This is a genomic window from Nocardia sp. NPDC046473 (genome assembly GCF_040645995.1).
Classification (GTDB): Bacteria; Actinomycetota; Actinomycetes; order Mycobacteriales; family Mycobacteriaceae; genus Nocardia.
On the sequence record NZ_JBEYZJ010000017.1, the window covers coordinates 1 to 12,520 of the forward strand.

Genomic DNA, 12,520 nt, shown 5'->3' on the forward strand with positions numbered 1-12,520 from the left:
CCGGCGCCGACCAGATGCTGCACTGCCGCCAGCTCGTCTCCCTCCACCTCGACGTTCGGGACCACTCGCTCTAGGGCCCTATTTCGAGTGCGGATCCCGAGACGGGGTGCAGATTCCGCCGACGACGGCGGGTACACCGGCGGGACATGGCGGCGGGCCTACTCGGCGATTGCCGCCACCATGTCCCGTTGGTCTTGCGGTCAGTGGGGGTCGTTGACCGGGAGGGGCCAGCGGTCGATGTGGTCGAGGGCGATGGGGCGGGGTGGGAGGAATCGGCGGAGGCCGGATTGGTGGCGGGCTTCGGCGAGGGATGAGCGGGCTTGGGCGGCATAGTGTTCGGCGTAGCGGGCGGCGGGGTGCAGGCGGTGGGCTTCGGCGAGCCAGCCGGTGGCCTGGCGTTGGACTTCGGTGCGGGTGAGGGGTGGGTCGGCGCCGAGAAGGGTGCCGCCGTGTTCGGGGGCCACGGTCATGGCGGAGCCGAGGTGTTGCAGGCAGCGGGCGGTGCCGTGGTCGTCGGCGAGGGTGCGGTACGCGGTCAGCGATTGTTGCCAGCAGCGCAGGGCACGGCGTGGCTCGCCGCGGGTCCACCAGACGATGCCCATGGTTTCGTGGATGTGGGCGCGTCCGTCGGGGTCGCGGCCGGTGCGGGTCAGTGATTCGGCCAGTTCCAGGCGGTCCTGGGCGGCGTCGAGCCGACCCTGCCGGATGTGCACGACGGCCAGATTGATCAGCGCGCATACCTCGCCCGCGACGTCTTCTCGTGGCAGTAGCCACCAGGACGCCTCCAAGCGGGCCGTCACCGCGGCCAGGTCGACGGGCGATTCGGTGAGCAGGCGCAGCGCGGCGCGGTGCTCCCAGCGGGCGGCGAGACTGGTGGACAGGTTGCGAGGCCGATAACGCTGAGGACGTTCCCGCAGCCGACCCGCTCGCATCCACGCCAGATCACGATGCAGCACAAGGTCTTCCAGTCCGGGTACCCCGCACAGTTCGGTCGCGAGCCCGGAGTCGTCCTCCCCCAGGCCGATTCGGGCGTACCACCCGTCCAACGCATCACCGATACGCGCCAGCTCCGGCACCAGGGTGTCGGGCACGGACGCGCCGAGTGACGCGCAGGCGGCGACCAACTTGCGCAGGTACGGCTCCTCGGACTCGAACCAGCGACGCGCGCCGGCGGCGAATCGCACCGACTCCAAGGCGATCGCCCAGCGGGTGGCGCGGTCCGCGTAGTAGTGCACGAGCGCGGTCAACGCCGCCCGCCAGCGCGGTCCCGCGAGCACCGTCGCGCGGTCCGGCAGCCGTGGCACCTGCCGGAGGCAATAGCGTTGCGCGCCACCGGGCGTCACGATCCCGCGCTGCTGCAGATCGTCCAGTAGCACCGCCGCCGTGGGATGCGGCGCAATCTGTTCCAGCGGCAACCGATCCGGCGCATCGAGGGCGGCCGTCAGAACGGCGAGCAGTGCGGCCGTTTCGAATTCACGCACCGGCAGGTCCCGCAGCACCGCGCCGATCACATGACCGTTCAACGCGCCCGCACTGCGCGGCGGCTCCGGACACGGCTCCACATCGACAGCCAACACCGGCGGCCCCGGCTCGACCAGATCCGCAATCAGCTCCAGTTCCTGTGCGGTGCGGACCCTTTCGCGATACCGCAGCACGAACCGATACCCCACATAGACCGCCGCGGCTGCAATGACGAGCACCGACAACCACCGCAACGTCCCCGCCAGCACCGTCATCGCAGTGCTCTCACCGAACGAGTTCACCACCAGATTCCGCGCCAACTCGAACAGCAGCGCATACGCCACCACCGACGCCGTACCCAGAAACCCCTGCCAGATAGACGATCTCGGCGTGCTCGGCTCCACCGACGACTCACTATCGAGCCGCCGCTGATCGCCGGGTTGACTCACCGCGACACCTCCGTGGCCCAATCCCGCACCGGCCGACTCCGAGCCGTCGTCTGCCGCACGCGGTAGTCCGATCCGCCGCGGCATAACATCACGCGGCCCCCGCCTGTCAGCTCAGACCTCTCCAGCCCTGCCGCCGAGTCACCAGCCGCACTATCGCCGGACTGCCGCGCCGCCTGGATCGCCACCGAGCCACCGGCACTGCGGCCGCCCCACGCCGACGGCGACGAGATATGTTGCTGCGCTGGTCTTTCGGTCCTGTCGTGACTCATCGCAGCGCACCGCCGGTGAGGCCGGGTACCAGCCAGCGGCGCCAGGTGGCGAGCAGTAGGGCTACCGGGAGGATGGCCGATATCAGCGCGCCTGCTGCCAATTGGGCTGAGTTCTCGGTGAATTGGCGGGCTTCGCCCCAGAGCAGTAGGGACCAGGGGGTTGCGCCTGCGCCGCTGATCAGGAGGCCGATGACGAAATCGTTCCAGACTTGGATGAATTCGAGGACGGCTACCGCGCCGAGGGCCGGGCCCGCGGAGGTCAGTACGCGGCGGGCGATGGTGCCGGGGCCGGCGAGTCCGTGCAGGGCGTCCGCGGCGGGGCTGCCGGGGGCGGCCAACAGTGCGCCGCGTAGGACGAGGATGGCGATGGGGAGTCCGGCGGCTGCGTGCAGCAGGATCAACGGGATTCGGGTGCCGGAGAGTTCGTAGGTGTCGATGAAGGTGTCGAGCGGGCCGAGGTAGCTCTGCACCGGGAGCACCGAGAGTACGACCAGGAATACCACCGCGATGCCTGCGGCAGGACGGTTCGGTCGCAGGGCGGCAAGGCGATACGCCACCGGCACTGCCGCGGTGACCACGATGATCGTGGCGAGGGCGGCCACCCACGCGGTGGTTTCCAGCGATCGCAGCAGTGCCGGGTCGCGCCACATCCGGGTGATCGCGCCGAAACCGAAACCGTCTCGGTCGTGCAGGCTGGTCACGATCAGCACGCCGATCGGGATCAGGGCGAGCGCCGCCACCGCCGAAACCCCCAGGGCCCGACCGAGTCCGAGGCGTTGGCGCGCCTGCGCCCCGGACAGTTCCGCCTGCGCGGACCAGCTGGTGCGATGCCTGCTCACGTCGGTCTGCAGCAGCCACGCCACGAAACCGACCAGCACCGCGAGCGGCAACCCGTACACGGCCGCCTCGCCCGCGCCGACATCGGAGTCGACGGCCAATCGCCACCAGTGCACGGTCGCGCTGTCGACCTGGTACTGCATCGAACCCGGCACCCCGATCAACACCACGTCGAACACCCGCGCGGCCGCCACACCCACGGCAAGTCCGACGATCAGCACCACCGGACGCAGTAATTCGTAGAGCCGTAACGGCAATGGCCTGTCGTCGCCACGATGCAGGTAGCCGGCGCGGACCGGGTCGGTCTCGATGGCGCGGATACCGGCACGGAACAACCCGGTGACGAAGCCGAGCCAGGTCCACAGAAACGCCGACCCCAGCATCACCGCGAACCAAAACCGGTAAACACCAACACTTTCGATGCCGAGCCGATCCCCGAGATACTGGAAGATCAGCCGAAAAGCCACTCCCGACACCAGCACCGAGATCCCGAACGGCACGATCAGCGGCCGCCACAACCACCGCGAATCCCTTCCCCACCAGGCGATCCCCAACGCCACCGCGAGCAGCACAACGCCGAACAGCACCCACACCAACGTCCGCAGATACGCCCAGCTACCGTCGCGCCCCAACGCACCACCGAGCACCCACAACCCCACGACAACAACAACCAACGCAATCGGCCACAGCACCAACCGAATTCCCGAATACCACCGATGCCGCACCAGCTGCGTCAACCCCACCGCACCCAACGCCACCAGCACACACGACCCGACAACCAACGGCCGCGCCCGCACCGCAAGCACCACCGTCCACACCACCGGCACCGCAACCAACGACACCGTCAACACCGTCGCGGGAAGCCCAGCCGCCCACCCGATCCACCGCCGCGGATGACTCCCCGCCACCAACGGCCCACGCATCCGACGAGTAGCAAGCTCCAACCGCAACCCATTGGCCTGAAAGTCAGGCGAACCCGTCATCGCTGCCCCCGATCCACCGCGTCGAGCGCCGCGATCGCACGATCCGTCGCGTCATCGAGCCGTTCGGTCTTCCCGTCCCCCACCGCGATCAGGAAGTCGGTCAGTATGCGCCACAATCCGTTTCGGCCGCCGACCGCGCCGATTCGATCGGACAGGTCGAAGGCGCTGCGACTGCTCAGGGTGCGGGCGGAGGGGGCGAGGAAAGGTGAGTATCGGGCGTTGGTGCGGAGGTTCGGTGCGATGAAGCCGCCGTAGTTCTCGATCCAGGGCAGCGGGGCCGCGGGATCGGCAAGGGCGCCAACCACTTCCATGGCGCGGTCGGTCGCCGACTCGGTGACGACCATGACGTCGCCGCCGACGATCCGTGGCGGATCCTGATCGGCCGCGACGGCGGGAAAGGCAGCGACGCCGACCACGTCGTCGACGCGCCGCCCGGAGCGCTGGACAGCGGCGCGGACGATCGGCTCGGCGAAGTCCGCCTCGACGACCATCACCGCGCGCCGATGCTCGAAAACCTCACGGACCGCGTCCGGGAATTGACGGGTCAACGCGGCGGCGACGCCACCGGGAAACGCGTGCCGATGTCCCCACAGCGAGCCGAGGTGATTGAATGCCGCCCGCACCCCCGGGCTCTCCCAGGTACGGGCATTGCGTGCAGCGGCCACCTCGTCGTAGATCCGCGGCGATTCGGCCAGCAACGCGTTCTCGAACACATCGGAGAGCACCCAGCCGTCCGCCGCGCCGAGAGCGAGCAACCGAACAGGCGTCTCGGCGAGCACCTCCATCCGGTCGAGCCAGTCAGCGAGCGTCCAGCCGATCGGGTCCCCGAGACCGTACTGGTCGACAAGTTGCCGGTCGTACCAGACCATCGACTTGTCCGCCGCCTTGAACGGCACGCCATACGGTTTCCCGTTGTCCTGCAACAACTGCCGCCACACGTCTGGGTAGCGCGAGCCGAGCTCGTCGGACCACAGCGTGTCGCGGACCGGCCGCAACTTGCCCTGTTCGGCGAGCGGCTGCACCCGACCCGCCTGCGGCAGCATCACGATATCCGGCGCGGAACGACCACCCGCCGTGAACGCGGTCTCGATCTCGTCGCCGAGCGGAACGACATCCACCTGACTGTCGTAGCCGAGGCGAGCGAGCACCGCCCGGAACGCCGCCAGCTCGGAACCGCTCCACGACACCCCGATGCGGACCGCACCGGGATTGCCGAGCAGTAGATTCGGGGCACAGGCGGCTGCCAGCGGCGCGATCAGCGCCACTTGCAGTAGTTCCCGCCTGCTTCGCATATCCCCCCGGGCCCGGCTACTTCCTGCGACCGCTTACTTCGAGAAGTTCTCCGGCGGCTGCCACGGCCGACCGTGCGGGTCGTCGGGGCGGTAGACCGGCGGTTGCTGCTGCGGGGGCTGCTGCTGTGGCGGTTGTTGTTGCGGCAGCTGCTGTTGCGGCGGTGTCTCCCGCGGCGGCTGGTACGCCTCCTCGCGCGACGGCAGCACCGCCTGATGCGGCGACGCCTCATGCGCAGTGGGCGTGGCCGCGGTCATCAGGCCGTCCACCGGCTTGCGGGCGGTCTCCTCCGCCGCGCGCACCGCACGTTCGATGGCGGGGTCGGGCGCGGTGTCGAACCAGTCCGCGACATCCTCGGAGTCGTCCTCTACCTTGGTCGGTTCGCTGTCGGCAGCGGGCGCCTCGTAGCGGAAGATGCCGTCCTCGCCCTTGCTGGCGAAGCTGGTGGCGAATCCTTCGAGCGCCTTGCCGAAGTCGCTGGGCACCAGCCACACCTTGTTGGCGTCGCCGCGCGCGACCATCGGCAGCGTCTGCATGTATTGGTAGGCAAGCAGTTCCGGCGTCGGCTTGCCGTTCTTGATTGCAGCGAAGACCTTTTCGATGGCCTTGGCCTGGCCCTGCGCCTGCAGGTAGGAGGCGGCCCGCTCACCCTGCGCGCGCAGGATGCGGCTCTGCCGTTCACCTTCGGCCTCCAGGATCGCCGACTGCTTGGCGCCTTCGGCGGAGAGGACCTGGGCCTGCTTGGAACCCTCGGCCATCTTGATCTGCGATTCGCGGGTGCCCTCGGCGGTGAGGATCATCGCGCGCTTCTCGCGGTCGGCCTTCATCTGCTTTTCCATCGACTCCTGGATCGATGCGGGCGGGTCGATGCTCTTCAGCTCGACGCGCGCGACCCGCAGGCCCCAGCGTCCGGTCGCCTCGTCCAGCACGCCGCGCAGCTGGCCGTTGATCTGGTCGCGCGAGGTCAGCGTCTGCTCCAGCGTCATGCCGCCGACCACGTTGCGCAGCGTCGTGACGGTGAGCTGCTCGACCGCCGCAATGTAGTTGCTGATCTCGTAGACCGCGGCCTGCGGGCTGGTGACCTGGAAATACACCACGGTGTCGATGTGCAGCGTGAGGTTGTCCTCGGTGATCACCGGCTGCGGCGGGAACGACACCACCCGCTCGCGCAGGTCCACCTTGGCGCGGATGCGGTCGGCGAACGGGACGAGGAACGTCAGCTGGCCCGACACCGTGCGCGAATACCGGCCGAGCCGCTCGATCACCGCCGCCTCGGCCTGCGGCACCAGCGCGATCGACTTGAACACCACCACCACAACCAAAAGTACGAGTACGGCGGCAACGATCAGTACAGCCATTACGGCCCCTTCCAGACGACGGCGGTCGCGCCTTCGATCCTCATGACATACACCTTCGTACCCGGTTCATAGACCTCGGACTCGTCCATCGGCCGCGCGGTCCAGACTTCGCCGCCCAGTTTCACCTGACCGGAATGCTCGGCGACCCGCTCCAGCACCACCGCCGACTTGCCTTCCAACGCAGCCACGTTCGTCGGAATCGGCGGCGGCGTGCCGAAGCGGCGCCGCAGCAGCGGCCGCACGCCGAGGAACAGCACCAGTGTGAGCACGCCGAAGACGAGGGCATCCACCACCAGCGTGGTGTCCGCGACAGCGCTGACGCCCGCGGTGCCGAGCGCGGCGACACCGAGCATGAGCAGCGTCAGGTCGCCGGTGAGCATCTCCGCCGCCGCGAGCAGGATGCCCGCGACCAGCCAAACTATTGCGGCCACAAAACCACTCTAGTGCGCGGGTGATGATCTCGGGCCGCACTGACGCGACTACAGATCTCGGGTGAATCACGAATCGCGCGCGGACGCGCTGGCCGTGCCGCTGTATCGAAATCGCCAGCGGCGGTGCTAGCTTCAGGCGGGTGAGCGGGCATAACAGCTATGGCGGCGACATCTTCGCCGGACACTCCCGAGCGAAAAAGCGCGCGGTACCGCAGGTCACGGCGGATCGCGACCTGGTGGTCGAGGACGCGGCCAGCGGATTCTGCGGCGCCGTGGTCGGTTTCGATCGCAGCTACGACGGCGAGTTCGTGAAACTCGAGGACGCGCGCGGCGCGGTGCGGCTGTTCGCGATGCGCGAAGCTGCGTTCCTCATCGACGGCGAACCCGTGACGTTGATCCGGCCGACCACAGCGGCGCCGAAGAAGGAAACGCGCTCCGCATCCGGCTCGACCCGGGTGGAGGGGCTGCGCGCCCGGGTCGCCCGGACCAGCCGGATCTGGGTGGAGGGCGTGCACGACGCCGCGCTGGTCGAGCGGGTTTGGGGACACGACCTTCGGGTCGAGGGCGTGGTGGTCGAGCATCTGGAAGGCCTGGACAATCTGGCCGAGCGGCTCACCGAATTCGCGCCCGGACCCGGCCGGCGGGTCGGCGTGCTGGTCGACCATCTGGTCACCGGATCCAAGGAAACGCAGCTGACCACCGGGCTCGGCGCGAACGTGCTGGTTACCGGCCATCCGTACATCGACGTCTGGCAGGCGGTGCGCCCGGCGACCGTCGGGATCGCGGCCTGGCCGCAGGTGCCGCGCGGCGAAGACTGGAAAACCGGCATTTGCGATCGCTTGGGGTGGGGCACGCCACAGCAGGGCTGGCGGCGCGTCTACAACTCCGTCGAGTCCTTCCGCGACTTGGAGGCACCGCTCATCGGTGCGGTGGAACGCCTCATCGACTTCGTCACCGAACCGGAATAGCAGGTCCGCAAGGGTGCCTCGCACCCCTGCTCAGGAATGCCCTTTCCGGGAATGCCCGCGAATAACCGTCACCCTTTATGCTCGATAATTATGTGCTCTCCTAGTGCCACGCTGACGGTGTGGGCCGGCTCATGGCTGGCCGGCTGTAGCGCGCCCGACGACGTATTGGAGGCCCTGCACGCGTGGGCGCCCCAGCACACCATCGCCGCCGGTGATCCGGTCACCGGTGGCCGCACCGACCTGCCGTGGTCGTCCCGCGGCAACCTGCCCGGTACCGGAATGATGGCGCTGCTCAAGGTGATTCGCGAGAGTATGGCCCAGCCCGGCGCCCAGCTGCGGCTGGTGCTCCCGGTGCCGGGCGACGTGCGCGGCCTGCCCGCAGGCACCGCCTTCGCGGCCGACGCGATCGAGGCGGAGGAGGGGCTGCTGATCGGGGTGCCCGGCACCGAGGGCACCGGTCTCATCCCGCAGTGGACCGACGAGGACACACTGCAGTGGGCCGTCTACAGCACGCCGATTCCGCCGGTGCCCGGCCAGGACATGTCGCTCGGCGAGGCCGAATACGCGATGCGCGAGGCGGTCCGCGACGCCGCCGACGCGCTGCTGCAACTGCACACCACCTCGGTCGGCTCGGCCGACTCGGACCCGCGCGAACTCATCGAGGCCGAGCTCGCGGACTACTCGCGGCACGACTACCCCGGCTCGATCCCGTTGCGGGCCAGGAAGATTCTCGATACCGCCGATCACGTCGCGGCGATACTCACTGTGGCACAACGGGAACCGGCGTCCTCGCCGACCTCGGCGAGTGCGATCGGCGCACAGGAGTCACTACTACGTCCGCTGTGGGACGCGATCCGAGCCGCGCGCCTGGTGGCCATTCATGCGGCGGCCCGCAGCACGCCGTGAATTCGACGACTCCGGCGGCACTCGGGTCGATCGACGAAGCGGGCAACACGGACGTTCCGGACAGGGCGGCCGCCACGTCCTTCCATCTGGTTGAATGGTGCGACCCTCCAGCCCTCTCAGCAGGCGGTATGACATGAATTTTCCGCGTCGCGGCGCCGCGACCCTCGTCGCCGCACTGCTCGCCCTCGGCCTACCCGCCGCAGCGCCCGCGTCGGCGATCGTCGGCGGCACCGAGACCGAGGCGAGTGCCTACCCGTGGCTCGGCGCGGTCGGTAGTCCGCTGTTCTTCACCAGGCCCTCCGGCCAATTCTGCGGTGGCGCGCTGATCGCGCCCGACCAGGTGCTCACGGCGGCGCATTGTGTGTCGGTCGCGAAACTGGCCCCCCAGGCGGTGACGGTCACCTTCGGGCGCACCGACTTGCGCGACGCCGACGGAGTCGAGGTGCACGTCAAGGAGATTCGCGTCCACCCCGACTTCTACGACACCGACCTCGACGGCGAGACCGTGCACCACAACGATCTCGCCGTCCTCACCCTGGACCATCCCCAGCCCGGCCCGTTCGTGAAAGTCGGTGCCGCCCAGGCGAAGACCGGCACCATTCTCGGCTGGGGCGCCACGTCGGAGGCCGACGAGACCAACACCCATCTGCGCCGAGCCACCGTCCCGCTCGTCCCGGATGCCGACTGTGCCACGGCGTACGGCTCCGCGTTCGACCCGAACAACATGCTCTGCGCCGGTTCTCCCGAAGCCGACACCGCCGAATACGACAGCGGCGGACCACTTCTCGTAGACGGACAACTGGTCGGCCTCACCTCATGGGGCAAAGGCGCCGCCCGCCCTGGCTTCCCCGGCGTCTACGCCCGCATCCCAACCAACTTCATCGAGTCGAGTCATATGGTCGCCAATTGATCTTCAACAGCAGCCATTTGACTCGCCTCGATGACACCAACGACCATTTGACTCGCCTCGATTTCCCCAGCCTCTTTCAACCGGACCACAGCCAGTCCTCACGCTGGAACTCGAGCGTTGCCCATCACAGGCTGCGGAAGAGAAAGGCGGGGACCCACCTGACGTGCTCAGCACTTGGTCATTCCCTTGGATAGGTATACCTATCCGGGCAAGTGCACCTAAGGATTTCCCAAGGTGACCAGCTCAATGAGCTGAAGACCTATCCACGTTTTCCTGTGAGTAGTGTGGGCGCGTCGTGTGCCGTACCCGACTTTAGGTGCACGTCAGGCGCGCGGTGTCGCGTTGTGGAGGTGGTCATCGGGTTGTGGTTGCGTCACAAGCGCTTTGGGCAAGAGTGGGTGGTCGGTGGCGGTTTTGGGGGTCGATCAGCCCCGTGAGGTGGTCGGTGGCGGTTTCTACGTGGTCGATCAAGCCCGCCGGGTGGTCCGGGGGTCGGTGTGCCCGAGGATCTGCACTCTGTCTCGGGATCGGCACTCGGAATAGGGCCCTAAAGCCAGTGCCGATCCCGAGAGAGAGTGCAGATTCTGCTGTTAGCGTGGCGAGTTGGACGCCGAACCCACTTTCGCCGCCGCTTCGGCTTTCTTCGAAGGCGGGTCCGATGCTATCGCAGGCGGATTCGCGTTAGTTCCCGGTGGCAACCGGTCGCTTCGGTGGCGCACAGCATCCCACGGCGCAGGGTGTGCCGTTGAGCGTGCAGCCGTAGCCGGGGACCTCGCCGAGGTGGCGCGAGGCGGTGTCGTTCAGCTGCTCATCGATCAATTCGACGACCAGCTGGGCGAAGCGCGGGTCGGTGCCGGGGGTGGCGGCGCGGGCGAAGGCCATGCCGAGTTCGGCGGCTTTCTCTTTCGCCTCGTTGTCCAGATCCCAGATCACCTCCAGGTGGTCGGAGACGAAACCGACGGGGCAGACGATCACGGCATCGAACTTCTTCGCCGAGAGGTTGTCGAGATGATCGACGATGTCGGGGTCGAGCCACGGCACCTGCGGCGGGCCGGAGCGCGACTGCCAGACAACGTCGTAATCCGTGAAACCTGTTGCGGCAGCGGACAACCGGGCGGCTTCAGCGACCTGACGGCTGTACAGATGACCGCCGTCGGCAGGCGGTCCAGCGGCAGTGTCGGCGCTCAACGGAATGGAGTGCGCGGTGAAGACGAGCCGCGCACCGGCACGCCGATCGGCCGGAAGTTCTTCCCGCGCCGCCCGAATCGCGTCGGCGAAGGCCTCGATCAACAACGGATGGTCGAAGTACTGCCGCAACTTGACCAGATCCGGTGCATCGTCACCGAAAGCGGTTCGAGCCCTGGCGATGTCCTCGTGATACTGCAGGCAACCCGAGTAACCACCCCACGCGGACGTGGGGAACACCAGAGCGGACCGAACACCGTCGGCGGCCATCCGCGCGACGGTGTCCTCCACCATCGGAGACCAGTTCCGATTACCGAAGTACACCGGGAGATCGATACCCGCCGTGGCCAATTCGGCCTCGACCGCGGCGATGATGTCCCGGTTCAACCCGTTGATCGGCGAGACTCCGCCGAAGTGCAGGTAGTGCTGCGCGACCTCTTCCAGGCGTTCGCGCGGCACGCCCCGGCCCCGAGTGACGTTCTCCAAGAACGGCATCACGTCCTCGGGGCGTTCCGGGCCGCCGAAGGACAGCAGCAGAAGTGCGTCGGCAGCCCGAACCACAATGCCCTCCTAAGAAGATCAGTTGATCGACATGCCCTCGGGGAACCAGGTGTTGTGGCTGGCTCCGCCGTCGACGTAGATGATCGACGCGGTCGTGCCCGGCAGCCAGTCCGACAGCAGCGCGACGATCGACTTGGCGACCACCGTCGGGTCATCGACGTCCCAGCCGATCGGCGACGCGCCGTCCCAGTACTCGTTGAGCTGGTTGAGCTTGGCGGCGTCGTCGGTCGCGGTGCCCGCGATGGCCTTGGCCGCGAGGGTCTTGATCGGACCGGCGGCGACCAGGTTCGAGCGAATCTTCTTGGCGGCGCCCACCTCTCGCGCCACGTACCGGTTGACCGACTCGAGCGCGGCCTTCGCCACACCCATCCAGTTGTAGAACGGCATCGCCGTGCGCGGATCGAAGTCCATGCCGACGATCGAGCCGCGCTCGTTCATCACCGGCAGCACCGCGCGGGCCAGCGACGCGTAGCTCCACGCCGAGATCTCGAACGCCTTGGCCGCGTCCGGGCCCGGTCCGTCGAGGAACGGCAGTGCTTCCGGACCCATCAGGGTGCGCGGCGCGAACGCGATCGAGTGCAGCACGCCGTCGACACCCTCGGGCGCCAGCTCGCGCAGCTTGTCCGCCAGCTCACCGAGGTTTTCCTCGTTGGTGACGTCGAGCGGGATGGCCGGAGGAACCTCTTGCGGCAGCCGCTTGGCGATCCGGTCGATCAGCCGCAGCCGCTCCGGAATGCCGGTGATGATCACCTTCGCGCCCTGCTCCTGCGCGACGGCGGCCGCGTGGAACGCGATCGACGAGTCGGTGATGATGCCGGTGACCAGAATGGTCTTACCTTCGAGCAGTCCGCCCATAAGTTTTCGGTTCTCCTGGAGTCGAGTGTGGAATTGCTTGCGGCCGCCGAGGTTTCG

At 68.0% G+C, this 12,520-nt stretch carries 10 protein-coding genes; 3 read left to right on the plus strand and 7 right to left on the minus strand.

The window, feature by feature from the left end; translation table 11 throughout:
- Nucleotides 1-200 precede the first annotated feature (200 nt).
- From ABZ942_RS43115 to ABZ942_RS43135, 5 genes are all read right to left on the minus strand, one after another.
- The gene (locus ABZ942_RS43115) at nucleotides 201-1,910 is read right to left on the minus strand and encodes a tetratricopeptide repeat protein (RefSeq protein WP_357392072.1); all 1,710 of its coding nucleotides are present in this window, start codon (nucleotides 1,908-1,910) and stop codon (nucleotides 201-203) included.
- Nucleotides 1,911-2,175: 265 nt separating this feature from the next.
- Nucleotides 2,176-3,999 carry a hypothetical protein gene (locus tag ABZ942_RS43120; RefSeq protein WP_357392073.1) on the minus strand — a complete coding sequence of 608 codons (1,824 nt, stop codon included), beginning with the start codon at nucleotides 3,997-3,999 and terminating at the stop codon, nucleotides 2,176-2,178.
- On the minus strand, nucleotides 3,996-5,291 hold the full coding sequence (locus ABZ942_RS43125; RefSeq protein ID WP_357392074.1) for an ABC transporter substrate-binding protein: 1,296 nt from the start codon (nucleotides 5,289-5,291) through the stop codon (nucleotides 3,996-3,998). The genes ABZ942_RS43120 and ABZ942_RS43125 overlap by 4 nt, the downstream gene beginning before the upstream one ends.
- 33 nt (nucleotides 5,292-5,324) lie before the next feature.
- The gene (locus ABZ942_RS43130) at nucleotides 5,325-6,647 is read right to left on the minus strand and encodes an SPFH domain-containing protein (RefSeq protein ID WP_357392075.1); all 1,323 of its coding nucleotides are present in this window, start codon (nucleotides 6,645-6,647) and stop codon (nucleotides 5,325-5,327) included.
- A complete protein-coding gene (locus ABZ942_RS43135) occupies nucleotides 6,647-7,078 on the minus strand; it encodes an NfeD family protein (RefSeq protein ID WP_357392076.1) in 432 nt (143 codons plus the stop codon). The genes ABZ942_RS43130 and ABZ942_RS43135 overlap by 1 nt, the downstream gene beginning before the upstream one ends.
- 140 nt (nucleotides 7,079-7,218) lie before the next feature.
- Between ABZ942_RS43135 and ABZ942_RS43140 the strand changes: the two genes are divergently transcribed.
- From ABZ942_RS43140 to ABZ942_RS43150, 3 genes are all read left to right on the plus strand, one after another.
- On the plus strand, nucleotides 7,219-8,046 hold the full coding sequence (locus ABZ942_RS43140; RefSeq protein WP_357392077.1) for a DUF3097 domain-containing protein: 828 nt from the start codon (nucleotides 7,219-7,221) through the stop codon (nucleotides 8,044-8,046).
- A 90-nt stretch (nucleotides 8,047-8,136) separates the two neighbouring features.
- Entirely contained in the window at nucleotides 8,137-8,952 is an 816-nt protein-coding gene (locus ABZ942_RS43145) for a hypothetical protein (protein WP_357392078.1), read from the plus strand.
- Between the two features lie 133 nt (nucleotides 8,953-9,085).
- The gene (locus ABZ942_RS43150; protein ID WP_357392079.1) at nucleotides 9,086-9,862 is read left to right on the plus strand and encodes a serine protease; all 777 of its coding nucleotides are present in this window, start codon (nucleotides 9,086-9,088) and stop codon (nucleotides 9,860-9,862) included.
- 681 nt (nucleotides 9,863-10,543) lie between these two features.
- On the opposite strand, the gene ABZ942_RS43155 is transcribed toward ABZ942_RS43150, so the two are convergent.
- Together ABZ942_RS43155 and inhA are read right to left on the minus strand one after the other, a co-directional pair.
- Nucleotides 10,544-11,608: a ferrochelatase gene (locus ABZ942_RS43155; protein WP_357392080.1), complete on the minus strand. Its 1,065-nt coding sequence runs from the start codon at nucleotides 11,606-11,608 to the stop codon at nucleotides 10,544-10,546.
- 18 nt (nucleotides 11,609-11,626) lie between these two features.
- On the minus strand, nucleotides 11,627-12,463 hold the full coding sequence (gene inhA / locus ABZ942_RS43160) for an NADH-dependent enoyl-ACP reductase InhA (RefSeq protein WP_357392081.1): 837 nt from the start codon (nucleotides 12,461-12,463) through the stop codon (nucleotides 11,627-11,629).
- Between the last annotated feature and the right edge of the window lie 57 nt (nucleotides 12,464-12,520).